The 17361-nt window shown below is 68.1% G+C and carries 19 protein-coding genes and 1 pseudogene; 10 read left to right on the forward strand and 10 right to left on the reverse strand.

Annotated features, from left to right (window positions below):
* Positions 1–37: 37 nt before the first annotated feature.
* From GM672_RS29995 to GM672_RS19045, 4 genes and pseudogenes are all read right to left on the reverse strand, one after another.
* Positions 38–913 (reverse strand): annotated as a pseudogene (locus tag GM672_RS29995) (M56 family metallopeptidase); the annotation flags it as partial.
* Positions 910–1308, reverse strand: coding sequence for a BlaI/MecI/CopY family transcriptional regulator (locus GM672_RS19035; RefSeq protein WP_155472112.1), 399 nt, complete (start codon positions 1306–1308; stop codon positions 910–912). The pseudogene GM672_RS29995 and the gene GM672_RS19035, both read right to left, overlap by 4 nt.
* 57 nt (positions 1309–1365) lie before the next feature.
* Positions 1366–1848, reverse strand: coding sequence for a hypothetical protein (locus GM672_RS19040; RefSeq protein WP_155472113.1), 483 nt, complete (start codon positions 1846–1848; stop codon positions 1366–1368).
* Between the two features lie 81 nt (positions 1849–1929).
* Entirely contained in the window at positions 1930–3135 is a 1206-nt protein-coding gene (locus tag GM672_RS19045; RefSeq protein ID WP_155472131.1) for a pyridoxal-phosphate-dependent aminotransferase family protein, read from the reverse strand.
* A gap of 356 nt (positions 3136–3491) precedes the next feature.
* On the opposite strand from GM672_RS19045, the gene modA reads away from it, so the two are divergent.
* From modA to GM672_RS19065, 4 genes are read left to right on the forward strand one after another with little or no spacing between them, the layout of a single operon-like run.
* A complete protein-coding gene (gene modA, locus GM672_RS19050) occupies positions 3492–4241 on the forward strand; it encodes a molybdate ABC transporter substrate-binding protein (protein WP_155472114.1) in 750 nt (249 codons plus the stop codon).
* Positions 4238–4912, forward strand: a complete 675-nt coding sequence (gene modB, locus GM672_RS19055) for a molybdate ABC transporter permease subunit (protein ID WP_155472115.1) — start codon at positions 4238–4240, stop codon at positions 4910–4912. The genes modA and modB overlap by 4 nt, the downstream gene beginning before the upstream one ends.
* The gene (locus GM672_RS19060) at positions 4909–5625 is read left to right on the forward strand and encodes an ATP-binding cassette domain-containing protein (protein WP_155472116.1); all 717 of its coding nucleotides are present in this window, start codon (positions 4909–4911) and stop codon (positions 5623–5625) included. The genes modB and GM672_RS19060 overlap by 4 nt, the downstream gene beginning before the upstream one ends.
* Positions 5595–6443, forward strand: a complete 849-nt coding sequence (locus tag GM672_RS19065) for a TOBE domain-containing protein (protein ID WP_229417815.1) — start codon at positions 5595–5597, stop codon at positions 6441–6443. Before GM672_RS19060 ends, GM672_RS19065 begins: the two co-directional genes overlap by 31 nt.
* 55 nt (positions 6444–6498) lie before the next feature.
* Here the strand turns inward: GM672_RS19065 and GM672_RS19070 are convergent, their stop codons facing one another.
* The 3 genes from GM672_RS19070 to GM672_RS19080 form a co-directional block, all read right to left on the reverse strand.
* Positions 6499–7002 (reverse strand): Dps family protein, encoded by a 504-nt coding sequence (locus GM672_RS19070; protein ID WP_155472117.1) that lies wholly within the window; start codon positions 7000–7002, stop codon positions 6499–6501.
* 273 nt (positions 7003–7275) lie between these two features.
* Positions 7276–7635, reverse strand: coding sequence for a KGG domain-containing protein (locus tag GM672_RS28965; RefSeq protein ID WP_211517392.1), 360 nt, complete (start codon positions 7633–7635; stop codon positions 7276–7278).
* A 162-nt stretch (positions 7636–7797) separates the two neighbouring features.
* Positions 7798–8403, reverse strand: coding sequence for a hemerythrin domain-containing protein (locus tag GM672_RS19080; protein ID WP_155472118.1), 606 nt, complete (start codon positions 8401–8403; stop codon positions 7798–7800).
* Between the two features lie 212 nt (positions 8404–8615).
* On the opposite strand from GM672_RS19080, the gene purU reads away from it, so the two are divergent.
* Together purU and GM672_RS19090 are read left to right on the forward strand one after the other, a co-directional pair.
* Positions 8616–9485 (forward strand): formyltetrahydrofolate deformylase, encoded by an 870-nt coding sequence (gene purU / locus GM672_RS19085; protein WP_155472119.1) that lies wholly within the window; start codon positions 8616–8618, stop codon positions 9483–9485.
* 20 nt (positions 9486–9505) lie between these two features.
* Positions 9506–10048: a YaeQ family protein gene (locus GM672_RS19090; RefSeq protein WP_155472120.1), complete on the forward strand. Its 543-nt coding sequence runs from the start codon at positions 9506–9508 to the stop codon at positions 10046–10048.
* On the opposite strand, the gene GM672_RS19095 is transcribed toward GM672_RS19090, so the two are convergent.
* The gene (locus GM672_RS19095; protein WP_229417816.1) at positions 10045–11196 is read right to left on the reverse strand and encodes a serine hydrolase domain-containing protein; all 1152 of its coding nucleotides are present in this window, start codon (positions 11194–11196) and stop codon (positions 10045–10047) included. The genes GM672_RS19090 and GM672_RS19095 overlap by 4 nt on opposite strands.
* 92 nt (positions 11197–11288) lie before the next feature.
* Here GM672_RS19095 and GM672_RS19100 point away from each other — a divergent pair, with 92 nt between their 5' ends.
* Genes GM672_RS19100 through GM672_RS19110 form a run of 3 tightly spaced genes read left to right on the forward strand, consistent with a single transcriptional unit; the run spans position 11289 to position 14509 of the window.
* Positions 11289–11726 (forward strand): DUF2946 domain-containing protein, encoded by a 438-nt coding sequence (locus GM672_RS19100; RefSeq protein ID WP_155472122.1) that lies wholly within the window; start codon positions 11289–11291, stop codon positions 11724–11726.
* A 50-nt stretch (positions 11727–11776) separates the two neighbouring features.
* Positions 11777–12232, forward strand: coding sequence for a copper chaperone PCu(A)C (locus tag GM672_RS19105; RefSeq protein ID WP_155472123.1), 456 nt, complete (start codon positions 11777–11779; stop codon positions 12230–12232).
* Positions 12233–12241: 9 nt separating this feature from the next.
* Entirely contained in the window at positions 12242–14509 is a 2268-nt protein-coding gene (locus GM672_RS19110; protein ID WP_155472124.1) for a TonB-dependent receptor, read from the forward strand.
* A gap of 80 nt (positions 14510–14589) precedes the next feature.
* On the opposite strand, the gene GM672_RS19115 is transcribed toward GM672_RS19110, so the two are convergent.
* A complete protein-coding gene (locus GM672_RS19115; protein WP_170300144.1) occupies positions 14590–15354 on the reverse strand; it encodes a head GIN domain-containing protein in 765 nt (254 codons plus the stop codon).
* Positions 15355–15535: 181 nt separating this feature from the next.
* Between GM672_RS19115 and GM672_RS19120 the strand changes: the two genes are divergently transcribed.
* Positions 15536–16168: a class I SAM-dependent rRNA methyltransferase gene (locus GM672_RS19120; protein WP_155472126.1), complete on the forward strand. Its 633-nt coding sequence runs from the start codon at positions 15536–15538 to the stop codon at positions 16166–16168.
* A gap of 19 nt (positions 16169–16187) precedes the next feature.
* On the opposite strand, the gene GM672_RS19125 is transcribed toward GM672_RS19120, so the two are convergent.
* On the reverse strand, positions 16188–17361 hold a 1174-nt coding region (locus tag GM672_RS19125), incomplete at its 5' end, for a c-type cytochrome (protein WP_155472127.1).

Here is a 17361-nt window from a genome sequence, read left to right on the forward strand (position 1 = left end):
GGCGTTTGCTGCCGGGCGTGCGAATCAGCGCAATGCGGCCGGCCAGGGTGTCCGCATCGATGCCGCCGAAGGCCAGCGCCGTCTTCATGGGCGTGTGTTGCAGTTTCAATTGCGCCACCAGCGCCGCCGCATACGCCTTGCGCTCGGCCGATGGCCGGCCACGCAGCACATCGCGGTCGCAGCCCAGTTCCTGGGCCCAGTTCAGGCTGGTCAGCAGCCGGTACAGGAAGGGGTTGAACCACAACAGCGTCTGCAGCAGCAGGCCGGCTGCCATCCAGCGCAGGTCATGGCGGCGCAGGTGGGTCAGTTCGTGCGCGACGATCAGCTGCCGTTGCAGGGGATCGAAGTCGCGCAGGTGGCGCGGCAGCAGCAGGCGCGGCCTGAAGAGGCCCAGCAGCATCGGCGATATCGGCCCGTCCACTTCCAGCACGGCGGCGCCGGCGGCGGGTAACAGGACCGTGCCACTGCCGGCCAGCCGGTCCAGCAGGCGCTGGGCGCGCCACAGGCGGGCGGCTGACCAAGCCAGGCCCAGCAGGTAGATGCCGAACCAGGCCCGTGCGGCAAGAAGAAGGGCGGGGCGTGCGGCGTCGTCCTCCGGTCCGGCCACCGGCACCGCACTGGTCGGCGCGGTGGGCGCGGAAGGGACTGGCGCCATCAGGTGTGCCACCGTCTGCGTCGCTTCCTCGATGGGCGGTACCAGCCGCAGGCGTTCGCTGTGCGGCAGCAGCACGAGCAGGAAGGTGGCCAGCACGGTGGCCTGGGCCAGCAGCCACGGCGTGCGCTGCGCTGCCAGCGCGGGCAGCCGGCGGCGCAGCAGCGCACCCAGGCCCCAGACGCTCAGGCCGGCCAGCAGCGAGCCCACGCTGGCCACCAGGAAGCGCAGCAGGAAGGAATCGACATCGAAGCCGCTCACTTGGCGGCGTCCCCGGGCTTGTCCCCGTTCTCGTCCTCGGGCCAGTCGGCCAGCATCCGCTCCAGCCGGGCCAGCTCGCCGGCATCGACCAGCTTGCTGCCGGTGAACATCGTCACGGGCAGGGGGCTGTCCAGTTCCAGGATGCGGGTGCCGAAGTCGCGCGCGTAGGCGGCCAGCGTACCCAGCTTTTCCAGCGCCGCTTCGTATACCAGCACGCCATGGCGGGTGGACTGGCTGACCATGCGCTTTTCCAGCATGCGCTCGAGCGTCTTGCGGGTCGACGAGAACGACCAGCCCAGTTCGGCGGCGACGGCTTCGTGCAGTTCACGGGCGCTCAGCGGCTGCTGGCGCCACAGGGCCTTGAGCAGGCACAGCTCGGGATTGGACGGGACCATGGCAACGCTCCACAATGTGACGAATGGGTCAATTGTGCGACAGTTGTCACATGGCCGTCAATAGAACTTTTCGATATCTCGCCTGAACGAGTTCCCGCGCAGCCTTCCAGTTATCACTGGCGGAACCAGTACCAGCTGTTCCGCTCCGTCGGATCGGGGCGCGAACTTCCATTCACAGATGGAACGGGCAAAGCAAGCCATCAACATGCCATCGTTGATGTTGTCCTCTGCCACTACCGATACCTGGGTCACCTTGCCGCTGGGCGCGATACGGATCGCATACAAAATCCCCATGCCCTCGAGGGTGTAGCCACCTTCGCGTTCGATATGGCGTTTGAAGCAGCGACTGTTCGCTTTATTGTCGTTGTTGACCAGGTGCGCGATCTGCGCCGATGTGGGACGATCGGCGCCGAAACGCTGGATCTTGCCGGGGATGAAATCGCCGGTCGGATCGCGCTTGATATAGCAAGCCGCCGGCTCATCGGCAAAGGCGCTGCCCACCGACAGGACGGCGGCAGCAATGGCAAGAAGGAAGCGCATGGAGTTCTCTACTCAGATAAAGATTCATCTTAGCACGAATAGTTGCCAAAAAGAATACAAACCATGCGCTCCGTTTCGCTCCTATATCGCGTCGTACGGCATATGCTGCAGGCTGCGTTCCAGCTCGGCCGCGGCGGCCGGCAGGTCGACGGCGGCGCCCAAGTCGCGCATCGTCGAGCCGAAGGCGTGCAGGGTGCGGAACAGGTTGTGGGCACGGCACTGCTCGCCCATCTGGCCGATGCGCACGATGTCCAGGCCGAACGAGCCGGAGATCTCGACCCGGTAGCGCTGCGAGATGTGGGCGCATACCTGGCGGCGGTCGATCCCTGCCGGCATCTCGATGCCGATCACGGAATGCAGGCGCGAATCGGCCCGGCCGTACAGGTTCAGGCCCAGCGCCTCGATGGCGCGCTGCATCGCCGTCGAGCAGCTCAGGTGGCGGGTGAAGCGGCGCTCCAGCGTCTCCTGGCACACCAGGTGCAGCGCTTCGTGCAGGGCCAGGATGCCCGACACGGGCGCCGTGTAGTGATACGAGGCGTGGTGCCAGAACTGGGCAGCCAGCTTGGCGTCCAGGCACCAGTGCGGCGGATCGGCCGGGCGGCTCTCGATGCGGTCCCAGGCCCGCTGCGACAGGGCGATCAGCGACACGCCGGGAATCGACGACAGGCCCTTCTGGCCGCCCGTGACGACGGCATCGATGCCCCAGTCGTCCATCAGGAGCGGCGTCGTGCTCAGGGTGCAGACGGCGTCGGCCACCACCAGGCAGTCGACCGCGCGGGCCAGCCGGGCGATCTGCGCCAGGTGGGCATTGAAGGTGGTGGACGAGGTTTCGCCATGGGCCACCGTCAGCACGGTGGGCCGCACGCGCGCCAGCATCGCTTCCAGTTCGCCCAGGTCGACCGATTCGCCCGGCGGCACGTCCAGCGTCGTCACGTCGCCGCCGACGCGCCGGGCCATTTCCGCGAAGCGGCCGCTGAAATAGCCGTTACAGATGGACAGCACCTTCGTGCCCGGCCAGACCAGGTTGGTGATGCTCATCTCCATCGCCGCCGATCCCGGGCCGGCCACGCCCAATATCCACGGCGACTCGGTCTGGAACACGTAGCGGGCCATCGACTGCACCTGGCCGATGATGCGCGCCATCGTGTCGCCCAGGTGATTGATGACGATGGAATTGGCATGGGCCACCCGCGCCGGAATCGGCACCGGGCCGGCGCCCATCATCAACAGGGGTTCGGCCGGCAGCAGCGCGTCGAGCGGTTCGATATGGGGCTGGGCGATGCGCATGCCCGCCGCCGCCGCTACCGCCGCCGCTGGCGCGCGGGCGGCGTCGTGGGGTTGGTCGGAACGGAAGGCGAGGACGGTATTGGGCATGATGGTTTCCTGTAAGGCGGCGGGGCCGCATGGTGGGACTGCACGAGAGAGGCGACACGGAAGATGCGGGCTGCGGGCCGGATAGGCGGGGCGCGATCGGGCGGCAGGCGCCGGGGATGGTGGTGCTTGCCAAAGGATAAATGATTCTAGCAGCGCCACTTATAGGCCAGCAACGATTATCGTTATACGCATCGCGCATACGACGACCCTGGCAGCGCTATATAATCAGGTATATTGCGCTTTGACCGCCCTTGGACCCTATCCCCACCATGCGAAAACTGCTGTTGTGCGCCGTGACCGCGGCTTTTGCCGTGGCGATGCCGGCCCGGTCGGCCGAAATCACCGTCTCGGCCGCAGCCAGCCTGACCAATGCCTTCCGCGAGCTGGCCCAGTCCTTTGCCGCAGCCCATCCGGGCGAGCGGGTGCTGCTGAACTTCGCCGCCTCCGACCCCCTCGTGCAGCAGATTGCCAAGGGCGCACCGGTCGACGTGTTCGCCTCGGCCGACCAGGATGCGATGGACAAGGCCGAGCGGCTCAAGCTGCTGGCCCCGGGCACCCGCCGCGACTTCGCCACCAACACCGTGGTGCTGGTCGTCCCGGCCGCCAGCAACGTCAAGGTGGCCGGCCTGGCCGACCTGAACGTCTCGGGCGTGCAGCGACTGACCATGGGCAATCCGGCCAGCGTGCCGATCGGCCGTTACGCGAAGGAGGCCTTGATACAGGCCGGCGTGTGGGCGCAGCTGGAAGGCAAATTCGTCTACGGCGCTTCGGTGCGCCAGAGCCTGGACTACGTGGCGCGGGGCGAAGTCGACGGCGGCTTCGTCTACGCCACCGACGTGATGGCGCGGAAGGACAAGGTCAAGGTCGTGCTGAACGTGCCCACCGCCACGCCCGTCACCTATCCGATCGCCGTGCTGGCCGGCGCGCCGCAGCCGCAACTGGCGCGCCGCTTTGCCGCCTATGCGCTGTCGCCGGCCGGGCAGGCCGTCCTCGTCAAATACGGCTTCGGGCGCCCATGACGGAACCGGCCCTGACGGCGCTTGCCCTGTCGCTGAAGGTGGCGCTGTGGGCCACCGGCATCGACCTCGTGCTGGGCGTGGCGGTCGGCTACCTGCTGGCGCGCGTGCGCTTTCCCGGCCGCGAGCTGCTGGACGCCCTGCTGACCCTGCCGATGGTGATGCCGCCCACGGTGCTGGGCTACTACCTGCTGGTGGTGATCGGCCGGAGCGGCCCGCTCGGCGCCTGGCTGCACGACAGCTTCGGCATCAACCTCATTTTCACGTGGCAGGCTGCCGTCGTCGCCGCCGCCGTCGTCGCCTTCCCCCTCGTGCTCAAGGGCGCCCGCTCCGCGTTCGAGACGGTCGACCCGCAGCTCGAGCAGGCCGCGCGCGTGCTGGGCGTGTCCGGGGTCGGCGTGTTCCTGCGCGTGACCCTGCCGCTGGCCTGGCGCGGCGTGCTGGCCGGGACCCTGCTGGCCTTTGCCCGCACGATGGGCGAGTTCGGTGCCACCCTGATGGTGGCCGGCAGCATTCCCGGCAAGACGCAGACCCTGTCGATCGCCGTCTACGAAGCCGTGCAGGCGGGCCAGGACGACACGGCCAACCTGCTTGTGCTGATCACCTCCGTCACCTGCGTGCTGGTGCTGGTGGTGGCGAGCCGGCTGGCGCCGCGGCGCGTGGTGGTGGCATGACGATCGCCGTCGATATCGCCGCCACCTTGCGTTCCGGCGCGCGCACCTTCGAGCTGCGCGCACGGTTCACGGCGCCGGGTCGGCGAGTCGTGATCTACGGCGCCTCGGGCGCGGGCAAGAGCCAGATGCTCAAGGCCATTGCAGGCCTGATGCGACCGCACACGGGGCGCATCGAACTGGCCGGGCGCGTCCTGTTCGACGCCGCTGCCGGCATCGATATTTCGCCGCAGCGGCGTCGCGTGGGCTACCTCTTCCAGGACTATGCGCTGTTCCCCCACCTGAACGTGCGCCAGAATGTCGGTTTCGGCCTGCAGCGGGGCTGGCGCAATCCGCCCCGGCGGGGCGATAGCGCGGCCGTCGACTACTGGCTCGAAGCGTTCGGGCTGGAAGCGGTGGCCCAGCAGCTGCCGGAGCAGCTGTCGGGCGGCCAGCGCCAGCGGGTGGCGCTGGCGCGCGCGCTGATCGCCGAACCGGATGCGCTGCTGCTGGACGAGCCTTTCGCCGCGCTCGACCCGGCGCTGCGCGTGCGCATGCGCCAGGAACTCGATGCCTTGCAGCGCCGCCTCGACATTCCCATGCTCGTGATCACGCACGACCCGGACGATGCCGCCACCTTCGGCGGCCAGGTATTGACGATGGCCGATGGCGCCATCGTCGATGAACGTTTTACAGGACCTGACCCATGGACCAGCCAGCAGAAGAGGGAACGATGAACGACGACGGCGCGCTGGCGCTGCACGGCAAGCTGTGGCTGACGATGAACGGCCGGCACCTGGGCGGGCCGGACCGCGTGGCCCTGTTGGCCAGCATTGCCGAACACGGCTCGATCACGCAGGCGGCCAAGGCCGTCAAGATGAGCTACAAGGCGGCCTGGGATGCCGTCGAGACGATGAACAACCTGGCCGGCGAGCCGCTGGTCGAGCGCCTGGCGGGCGGCCGGGGCGGCGGCGGCACGCGATTGACGGCGCGGGGAACGCGCCTGGTGCAGAACTTCCGCCAGCTGGAAGCGGCGCACCGCCTGTTCATCGCGCAGTTGGGCCGGCAGCAACCGGGCCTGCTCGACGCGGCGCTGGCCGATGACTTTCAATTGATGCGGACCATGACGATGAAAACCAGCGCGCGCAACCAGTTCTTCGGCACCGTCGAGGCCGTCACTGCAGGGGCCGTCAACGACGAAGTGGTGCTGTCCATCGTCGGCGGCCAGCGCATCGTTGCCATCGTCACGCACGCCAGCACGCAAAGCCTGGGCCTGGCACCTGGCGCGGCCGCGTTCGCGCTGGTCAAGGCCTCGTCGATCATCGTGGCGGTCGACGGCGACGCCAGCCGGCTGTCGGCGCGCAACCGGCTGGCCGGCCGCATCGCCCGCGTGCAGACGGGCGCCGTGAATTCGGACGTGACGATCGCGCTGCCCGGCGGCGGCACCATTGGCGCAACGGTGACGCGCGACAGCGAGGAAAGGCTGGAACTGACGGAGGGGATGGCGGCCACGGCACTGTTCAAGGCCAGCAGCGTCATTCTCGGGGTGGGGTAGCGGGCGTCGAGAACGAAAAAAAGCCGGCGCGGCGCCGGCTTTTTTTGCGGGTGTCTTACACGCCGCGGGTCGATTCGAACAGGAACCAGATGCGTTCCTCGGCTTCGTCGATCCAGTTTTCCAGCAGGCTGGCCGTGGCGATGTCGTGGTCTTCGTCGCACACTTCGTGCACTTCACGCATGGACTTGACGAGCAGCTGGTTGTCGGCGCGCAGCTCTTCCAGCATGGCCGTGGCGTCGACGTATTCCTTGTCGTTGTCCTGAATGCGCTGCAGCTGCGCGATATGCTTGATCGAACGGATCGTCGTGCCGCCCAGCTTGCGCACCCGTTCGGCGATGGGGTCGAGCATGGCGTAGATGGCGGCGGCCTGCTCGTCCAGCAGCAGGTGGTGCGAGCGGAAATGGGGACCGCTGACGTGCCAGTGGAAATTCTTGCACTTGACGTAGAGCGTGAACGTATCGGCCAGGAGCGCGTTCAGGCCTTCGGCCACTTCCTTGCGGGCTTTCTTGCCCAGGTCGGTTGGGGTCTTCAGTGCGTCTTGCTGTTGTTGCTCGTTCATGTCTGCCTCTTTGAAAGTAAGGTGAAATGATTGTAACGCAGACAATAAAAACGCGTTGATACCGTGCGCTGCATCATGCACCCCGGCCAGGGCGCCACGCCTGGGGCGCGCGCTGTTTTGGGGCGATTCGTGCTGCGCTGCGAACCGGGGATGACCCGTTGCCGTGGATGACACCGACTGCATGCACGCCCGGGCGCGCATGCAGTCGGTGCCGATGATGCAAGGCGCGCCGGTGCACCGGCGCTGGAGATTTACTGGGGAGGAGGGCTGGGGTCAGCTCTTTTCTTCCTTGGCGCCCTGACGGGCGCCCCGGTTGGCCGACTGGCGGCTCTCACCGCCCTTGCGGCCGATTTCAGCCATGTGTTCGCGGTCGCGGCTGACCGCCTCGCCACCTTTTTGACCGGCACGACGGGCTTCTTCGGAGTCGAATTCGTGCGCAGTGCCTTTCTGGTGTGCGGCCTGTCCTCCCTTGCTGGCGATCTGACGTTGCGTGGCCTCGTCCATGGCGGCAAAGCCCCGTTTGGCGGGGGTTTTCTGCCCCGTCGCGTTCTCGGCCCGCTGGCTGTTGCCGCTGCCGGCCCCTTGTGCCGCGCGGCCTTCGCCCCTGTTTCCTTCACCCTGATTTGTAGCCATGTTTCACCTCTCTCCGCGAAGATTGCAATCCGGACACAAGGGTCCGGCCCGCGAAGCGGCAGGTCGCCGCTTCGTCTGGTTAGAGAAGGTGGTCCTGCTTAAGTTCCGGCATGCGCATCAGGGTGGAACGGCCGGCGGCCCGCAGGCACGCCGGCCGTCGCGTCAGGAATCGGCCTTGCCGATGGCCGAGCGTTCGCCGACGGCTTCCCGCGTGCCGCTGCGCAGCGGGGCGGCGCCCGCATCGTGCTCGAGTTGTTCCTTGCGGTCGGCCAGCTGCTCGCGCAGGCGCAGCAGGTCGACGTCGGACTGGCGCGCCTGCGGGAACATCGACTGTTCCTCTTCCATCACATGGTGCTCGACGGCACGGCGCAGCAGGGCCATGGTGCTGTCCAGGTCCGGATCGTCGCCCGACATGCCCTGGATATGGGCGATCAGTTCCTTCGCTTCCGCATGCTCCTGGATGGCTTCCTCGACCTGCTTGCGTTCGCCCGTGTCGTTCAGGAAGGCGGGGTAGAACAGTTCTTCCTCGATCTGCGTATGGATCGTCAGTTCCATGCACAGTTGCAGCGCCAGGTCGGCCTTCAGGCTGACGTCGCCGATGCGGGCCAGCCGCTCGTATTCGCAGAACAGTTGCTTGGCCTTGTCGTGGTCGCTCGTGAGCAGCGCGACGGCATCGTTGGCGGTGGTGTTTTCCGCCCGCGGCATGCGCGCGGCGGGATGGTCGCCGGCATGCGGCAGGGGAACGGCATCTTTCGGTTCGGTAGTCATGGGTGGCTCCTCCGTTTTCGTGGATAGGTGGGAAAATCCGCGCCGCGCGGCCCGGCGGGCACGCGGCAGCTGCCTTGATAACGTCGGTCCAGTATAGGACGATTGCGGGCGGGCCGGCGCCCCCCACCGCCGCCCGGTTTATCTGCGCCGGCGCGGTTCATGCGACAATACCGCTCCTTACTGATGACCAGACTTCCCTCCGAGCCACGGCCATGACGCATCCCGAATACATCCTGACGCTTTCCTGTCCCGACCAGCGCGGCATCGTGCACCGCGTGTCCGGGTTTCTTGCCGAACACGGCTGCAACATCATCGACTCGGCCCAGTTCGGCGACCAGGAGACCCAGCGCTTCTTCATGCGCGTGCATTTCGCCGCCGAGGACGCCGCCGTCGCCGATGAGCAGCTGCGCGCCGAATTCGCCCTGCTGGGCGAGGCGCTGCGGCTGGACTGGAACCTGCACGACGCCGCCGCCAAGCCGCGCGTGCTGCTGATGGTGTCGAAGATCGGCCACTGCCTGAACGACCTGCTGTTCCGCTACAAGAGCGGCCTGCTGCCGGTGGAGATTCCCGCCATCGTGTCGAACCACATGGACTTCTACCAGCTGGCAGCCAGCTACAACATCCCGTTCCACCACCTGCCGCTGGCGGCCGGCGCGCCCGAGGCGGCCAAGGCGGCCCAGGAAGCGCGCATCGTCGAGCTGATGGACAACCACAAGGTCGACCTGGTGGTGCTGGCGCGCTACATGCAGATCCTGTCGCCCGAGCTGTGCGCCCGCCTGAAGGGCAAGGCCATCAATATCCACCATTCCTTCCTGCCCAGCTTCAAGGGGGCACGTCCGTATGCCCAGGCCCACAAGCGCGGCGTCAAGCTGATCGGCGCCACCGCCCACTTCGTCACGGGCGACCTGGACGAAGGCCCCATCATCGAGCAGGATGTCGAGCGGGTCGATCACGCGATGGACGGCGAGACCCTGTCGGCCATCGGCCGCGACGTCGAGTGCGTGGTGCTGGCGCGGGCCGTCAAATGGTTCGTCGAGCACCGCATCCTGCAGAACGGCGACCGTACCGTCATCTTCAAATAACGTTTTTTCTCACGACTTCAATGGCAATCAAGGCAACGATCTACAAGGCGGAACTGTCCATCGCGGACATGGACCGCAATTACTACGGCACCCATATCCTGACCCTGGCGCGCCACCCGTCCGAAACGGACGAGCGCATGATGGTGCGGCTGCTGGCCTTCGCCATCCACGCCAACGACTCGCTGGCCTTCACCAAGGGCATGTTCGACGTCGAGGAACCGGACCTGTGGGACAAGGACCTGACGGACGCGATCCAGTTGTGGATCGAGATCGGCCAGCCGGAAGAGCGCCGCATCCTGAAGGGGTGCGGGCGCTCCGAACACGTGATCGTCTACTGCTACAGCACGGCCAGCGCGATCTGGTGGAAGGGCATCGCGAACAAGGTCGAACGGGCCAAGAACCTGACCGTCATCAACCTGCCGTCGGAAGCGACGACGGCGCTGGAGAAGATGGCCCAGCGCACGATGCAGCTGCAGTGCACGATCCAGGACGGCCAGATCTGGCTGACCGACGGCGTCGAGACGGTGCAGGTCGAGCGCGAAGTGTGGAAGAGCGAGCGCTAGGCTTCCCAAGCACCCCGCTGGCGTCCGAACTCCCTGTACAGCGCATTGCGCACGTCGCGGGGGAAGGCGCCCGACATGCCTTCGAAGGTCGTATTGGTCAGGCTGACCAGGGCCAGGTCGGTGTCGGCATCGAAGAACCAGTGGTGCCCGTAGGCGCCGCCCCATTGCACGGTGCCGGGACGCTGCGGCGTGTGCGTCGGCGCCGGGTCCCCCAGCACGGCGCCCAGGTAGCCGAAACCCCAGCCCGCGCCCTGCGTGGCCGCGCCCGTGCCGGTGCGGTCGACCCGGGCTATCTCCAGCAGGTCGCGGTTTTCGCCCCGCAGCGACAGCAGCAGGCGCATGAAGTCCGGCGCGCTGCCCGCCATGCCGGCGCCGCCTGAAGGATACGAGGCGGCGTCGAAGATGCGGCGCGGCGCGAAGCGGGCGATGCCCACGCCCGAGCGCGTGGCGGCGTCAAGGTCCATCGGCCGTGGCGCCGGCTTGTCGTTCAGGTAGTGCACCACCAGGCGCGACTCGTCGGCCACGTGGAAGCCCGTGTCGCGCATGCCCAGCGGCGCCGCCACATACTGTTCCACCAGCGCCGGCAGCGCCTTGCCGGCTGCCGCTTCCAGTACCGCCCCCAGGACATCCATCGCCACTGAATAGCGCCACGCGCTGCCGGGCGCGTACGCCAGCGGCACGCCGGCGATGCGCGCCAGGTTCTCTTCCAGCGACAGGCCCGGCTGGTCCAGTCCCGAGGACACGCCGGCGCGGCGGTATGGCCCGTCCTCGGCTTCGATGAAGGCGTACGACAGGCCGGCCGTATGCGTCAGCAGCTGGTGCACGGTGATGTCCGGCACGCTGCCGTCCGGCAGGGCGGGGCGGAAGTGGGGCAGCCACTGCGCGACGGTGTCGTGCAGTTGCAGGAAGCCCTGTTCCATCAGGCGCAGCGCCGTGACGGCCACCAGCGGCTTGGTCATCGACGCGAACAGGAACAGCGCGTCCTTGCGCATCGGCACCGCCGCTTCGCGATCGGCGTGGCCGGCGGCGCGGCGGTAGACGATGTCGCCACCGCGCATGGCCAGTACGACGGCGCCGACGATTTTCTGCCGCTCGAGCGCGCGGTCGATGACGGCATCCACGGCGCCGGCGTGTTGGGGGTCTTGCATGGGCTTCCTTTCGACAGAGCCCGCCATCTTACCGCCCAAACGGTGCGCCTGCAGCGCCGCGCTTTCGCGCCGGGCGGGCTATAATTCGCGCCATGAAGACTTCGAGCCGACGACTGCTGCAGGTCTGGATCGCGTGCTGCGCGATCCTGCTGAACGCGCTCGCCCCGGCCGTGTCGCATGCACTGGCCCTGGACGATGCAACGGGGCGCGGCTGGGAAATCTGCCTGAACGACGGCACCCGGCTGTCCGGCAGCGGCGAACTGGACCAGGCTACCTTCCTGGCCCTGACGGACCGCGGCCGTTCACTGTCGTCCAAGGTGCCCGCGCCCGCGCCCGCGAAACCGATGGCGATGGCCGATTGCGGCTACTGCCTGCCCAACGCCGGCCCGCTCGGCATGCCGCCGGCCATGTTGCAGGCGCTGCCGTTCGCCGCGCTGCCGGCCGAACGGCCCTTCCTGTTCTACCACGCGCCCCGGCCCCTGCAGGTCTGGGTCGCCGCCCACCCGCGCGGACCGCCCGCCGACGCCTGATCTTGTGCCGCGGCCCTTGGCCGCACCTTCCCACAATTTTCGGAGTCACCATGCAAACCATTCAACGCGCAATGCTCGCGGCCGTGCTGGCCGCCCTGTCCCTTCCCGCCATCGCCCAGGTCACCGTCAAGGACCCGTGGGCCCGCGCCACCGTGCCGGCCGCGAAGAGCTCCGGCGCGTTCATGCAGCTGGTATCAAACCAGGACGTGCGCCTCGTCGGCGTGACCAGCCCCGTTGCCGGCAGCGCCGAACTGCACCAGATGTCGATGCAGGACAACCGCATGTCGATGGCGCCCGTCGCGGCCATCGACCTGCCGGCCGGTAAGCCGGTGGCGCTGGCCTCCGGCGGCTACCACATCATGCTGATGCAGTTGAAGCGCCAGCTGAAGGAGGGCGAGACCGTGCCCGTCACGCTCGTGTTCGAGAAGAAGGACAAAACGCGCGACAACGTCGAGGTCCAGGTGCCCGTGCGGCCCCTGACCTACAGCCCGCACGCCGCGCACTAAGGGGCCGCCATGAAGTTCGTGTTTTTTCCTGCCGCGCTGACGGCAGCGGCGGCGCTCGTCCCGACATTTGCCGATGCCCAGGCGGGCGACGTCGCTACCCGGGATGTCGTCACCATCCAGGGCGGGCGCCCGACGTCGCTGCCGGCGCAGATCCCCACCACCATCGAAGGGATCACGGCGGCCCAGATCGAGGCGCGCATCAATGCCTTCGACAGCGAGGACGCGCTGAAATACCTGCCCAGCCTGAACGTGCGCAAGCGCTTCACGGGCGACTACGACCATGCCGTGCTGGCCAGCCGCGCATCCGGCACGGGCAACAGCGCCCGCTCGCTGGTCTACGCGGACGGCATCCTGCTGTCCAATTTGCTGGGCAACGGCGCCACGTACACGCCCCGCTGGGGCATGGTCACGCCCGAGGAGATCGAGCGGGTCGACGTGCTGTACGGCCCGTTCTCGGCCGCCTATCCCGGCAACTCGGTGGGTGCCGTGGTCGACTACCAGACGCGCATGCCGAGCAAACTCGAAGGCCATGTGCGGCTGGCCGGCTTCGCCCAGCGCTTCAAGCAGTACGGCACGCGCGACAATTATTACGGCAAGCAGGGCAGCGCCTCGCTGGGCGACCGGGTCGGCGCGTTCGCCTGGTGGGTCGACGTGGCCCGGCTCGACAGCGATGGCCAGCCCATCGGCTTCGCCAACAAGCTGGTCTCGAGCGGCAACGCCGGCACGGCCGACGCGACGCCTGTCACGGGTGCGATCCCGGGCCGCAATGCCTCGGACCGGGATTGGCTGATCCTGGGCGCCACCAACCAGGTCCGCACGGTGCAGGACCATGCGAAGGTCAAGCTGGCCTACGACGTCACGCCCGTGCTGCGCGCCAGTTATACCTTGGGCTGGTGGCGCAACGATGCCGAGCGCACCAGTCAATCCTACCTGCGCGACGGCGCCGGCAATGCGGTGACCGCCGGCGTCATCGCCGTGGACGGGCGGCGCTACACCTTGCTGCCGTCCGACTTCGCGCCGTCGCGGGGCGCGCTGGAACACCTGATGCACGGCGTCTCGCTCAAGCGCCATGCGAAGGACGTCTTCGATTGGGAGGTGGCGATCAGCCAGTATGACTACCGCAAGGACCTGGTACGCACGCCCACCGTCTTCGCCGCCGGCATCGACAGCCCCGGCGCCGGCAATGTGACGGATATGAAAGGCAGCGGCTGGAACACGGTTGCGCTGAAGGGCGCGTGGCGGCCCGGCCCCGCGCACGTGGTGGACATCGGCGTGCAGCGCGACGCTGCCAGGCTGCGCACGCGCGTCGTCAACAGCGCCGACTGGATCGCCGGCACGGCGGGCCGGCCCGTGTCCACCTTCAATGGCCAGACGCGGCTGGAAAGCCTTTATGCGCAGGACACGTGGCGCATCGACGAGCGATGGAAGGCCACCCTGGGCGTCCGGCTGGAGCGGTGGCAGGCCTTCGGCGGCGAAATGTCGGCGGCCGGCGGCGGCCTGCTGCCCTTCGGCGCCCGCAAGGAAACGAGCTGGTCACCCAAGGCGGCGCTGGCGTGGCGCGCCGGCGACGACTGGACCATCAAGGCGTCTGGCGGCCGGGCCGTGCGCAACCCAACCGCGGCGGAGCTGTTCCAGGGTTCCATCGTGGACGAGCAGATCGTCAACACGGACCCCAACCTGCGTGCCGAGCGATCGTGGACGGGCGAGCTGACGGCCGAGCGCATGACGGGGGCGGGCACCGTGCGCGCCACGTGGTTCCACGAGACCACGCGCGACGCCCTGTATTCGCAGCCGCTGACGGCCACCGTCAGCACGGTGCAGAACGTGGGCCGCATCCGCACGAACGGCGTCGAACTGGCGCAGCAGGCCGACAATGTGCTGTGGCGGGGATTCACCGTCAACAGCAGCCTGACATACGCCGATTCGCGCATCGTGGAAAACGATGCCAACCGGGCCTCGGTCGGCAAGCGCCAGCCCCGCGTGCCGCGCTGGCGCGCCAACCTGCTCGCTTCCTGGCAGTGGAACGACAGCTGGACCGGCACCTTCGGGCTGCGCTACAGCGGCCGGCAGTTCGGTTCGCTGGACAACAGCGACCGCAATGGCCTGACGTACATGGGCGTGTCGGACTACCTGGTGGCGGACACGCGGCTGCGCTACCGTTTCGACCGGCACTGGAGCGGGGCCGTCGGTGTCGACAACCTGAACGGCGAGAAGTACTGGGCATTTCACCCGTACACGCAGCGCACCGTCGTGGCGGAACTGAAGTTCGATTTGTAGGCGCGTCGGAAGAGGGCGCCTGCCCGGCGACGGGTGTTGCCGGGCAGGCGGAAAGGGGTTTTATGGAAAAGCGTCGACGCTCAAGGGGCGTCGCCCAGGCGGCGGATGGTGCCCGAGCCGGTGACGGCGCGGCTGACCTGCGGGTCGCCGTGGTAGGCGATATTGCCGGATCCGGTGATGGCGGCGGCCAGCGACTGGGTGGCCGTGACGAGCACCTGGCCCGAGCCGCTGACGCTGGCCTCGACCTTTTTCGCCTGCAGCTGCGAGGCGTCGGCCTTGCCCGAGCCGGCGATGGACACCTTGACGGTATCGGCCGTGCCGACGGCCGTGATCTTGCCGCTGCCGGCGCCGGCCACGCTGACGGCGCGGGCCTCGATCTGGCCCGCGTCGATCGTGCCGGAACCTGCCAGTTCCAGGTTGACCCGGTCGCCACGCAGGCGCGATGCGCTCAGCTTGCCCGAGCCGGCCACCGCCAGGCTGTCGATCTCGCGCGCCTGCACCACCACCTTCAGCCCGCGCACGTCGACCGACTGGTTGCGCTTGACGGGTCGGATCTTCAGCACGCCGTTTTCCACCACCGTCTCGATCAGCGGCAGCACATTGTCGTCCACCTCGACGGTGACGCCCTCGCCGGCACCGGTATGCACTTCCACATGGCCCGGCACGGACAGCGCCACGCCATGGAAGGCGGCGACCTGGCGGTTCTCCTTCACCACGTTGCCGCTGCCCTTCACACGCTCGCCGCTGAACCAGTCCAGCGGCGATGCGTGAGGCGCCACCAGCGGCAGCAGCAGGGCAGCCGCCGCGGCGGCGAGGGTCAGTTTCTTGAATACTTTGCTTGGCATGGCTTGTCTCCTGTTCGATAAGGCATGGTAGAACAGCCACGCCGGCGCGGCATCAGGCGTGCGACGGAGTGCACGGAATGCGGGACAGAATGCGCTCTGCTGCGACTGTTCCGGCGCCGCCGCTGTCCGGTCATCATCGTCAAGGTAATGTATGATGCGCGTCCCCCAATGAAAGTGTCCCATGCTGATCATCACCATCAAACAGGGCAAGGAGAAGAGCATCCTGGCCGGCGACCCGTGGATCTACCCTTCCGCCATCGACAAGGTCGACGGCAAGCCGCAGGAGCGCAACAAGCCCGGCGCGACGGCCATCGTGCAGTCTTCGTCGCGCCAGTTCCTGGCCCGTGCCGCCTACAACGCCAAGGCCACGCAGATCGCCGCCCGGGTCTGGACCCTGCGCGAGGACGAGCCGATCGACCACGCCATGATGAAGCGGCGCGTGCAGGCCGCCATCGCCAAGCGCGGCAGCGGCAGCCCCGATCCGCAGGCGCTGGTCCTGCTGGTGGACGGCGAGAAGGACGGCCTGCCCGGTCTCGTCGTGCAGGCGTACGGCGGTGCGAGCGGTTACCTGGTCTGCCAGTTCAATGCCGGCGGCGTGGACATGTGGAAGGTACCCATCGTGCAGGCATTGCTGGCCGCGACGGGTTGCCCGAACGTGTACGAGCGGTGCGACCCGGCCCTGCGCAAGGGCGAAGGCCTGCTCGTCAAGCCGGGCGCGCTGGCCGGCGACGAGCCGCCGCAGCGCCTGACGGTGCGCGAGGGCGGCCGACTGGTGCCGATGGATATCCGCACCGGCTTTACCTACCCCCGCTGAGCGCAGGCCAGCATCGGCTTTATTCCAGCGGCACGGAACGGTAGCGGTTGACGTCCCCGCTGGCGACGGGCGGGGCGTTGTTGCCCCAGGCACTGCGCAGGTACGACACCACCTGCGCCACCTCGGCGTCGCCCAGCACATGGCCGAACGGCGGCATGCCGTAGGGACGCGGATTGCCGCGCGTGCCGGGCGGGAAGCCGCCGTTGAGCACGATGCGGATCGGGTTCGCCGCATCCTGCATCGTCAGCGCCCGGTTGCCCGCCAGCGGCGGATACGCCAGGCCCTTGCCTTCGCCGGCCGCGCCGTGGCATTCCGCACAGTGCGCGCCATACAGCTTCGCGCCTGCCGCCAGCTGCGCCACCGCCTCGGGCGCCTCCGAGCGCTTGTAGGGCGCCGCCGCTGCATCCTGCTGCGGCAGCGATTTCAGATACACGGCCATGGCCCGCACGTCGTCTTCCCTCAGGTGCTGCAGGCTCTCGCGCACCACCTCGGCCATCGGCCCGAACACGGCGGCGCGGTTCGACACGCCCGTGTGCAGCAGCTGCACGATATCGTCCACCGGCCAGTCGCCCAGGCCTGCCTCGCTGTCGGCCGTCAGCGACGGCGCATACCAGCCCAGCATCGGCACCAGCCCGCCGGACAGCCTGTCGTCGCTGCCGCCCAGCACATTGCGGGCGCTGTGGCAGGCGGCGCAATGGCCCAGCCCCTGCACCAGGTAGGCACCCCGGTTCCACTCTTTCGACTGGGCCGGTGCCGGCTCGAACACGGCGGGACGGAAGTACAACGCGCGCCAGGCCGCCAGCGCGACCTGCTGGTTATACGGGAAGCGCAGTCGGTGCGGCTGGTTCGGCTGGCGCACGGCCGGTATCGTCTTGAAGTAGGCATACAGCGCATCGGCGTCGTCGCGCGTGACGTAGGTGTAGCTGGTGTACGGGAAGGCCGGGTACAGCAGGCGGCCGTCGCGCGCGCGGCCGTTGTGCAGGGCGTTCCAGAAATCGTCGGCACTCCAGGCACCGATGCCGGTCGCCACGTCCTGCGTGATGTTGGGCGCGACCACGGCGCCGAACGGCGTTTCCAGCGCGCGCCCACCCGCATACTGGGCGCCGCCCCGGCTCGTGTGACAGGCCATGCAGTCGCCGGCGCGGGCCAGGTAGGCGCCGCGCGCAATGCGCTCCGACGCCGGCAGCGCCTGC

This window comes from Pseudoduganella buxea, assembly GCF_009720835.1.
In the GTDB taxonomy this organism is placed as follows: domain Bacteria; phylum Pseudomonadota; class Gammaproteobacteria; order Burkholderiales; family Burkholderiaceae_D; genus Rugamonas; species Rugamonas buxea.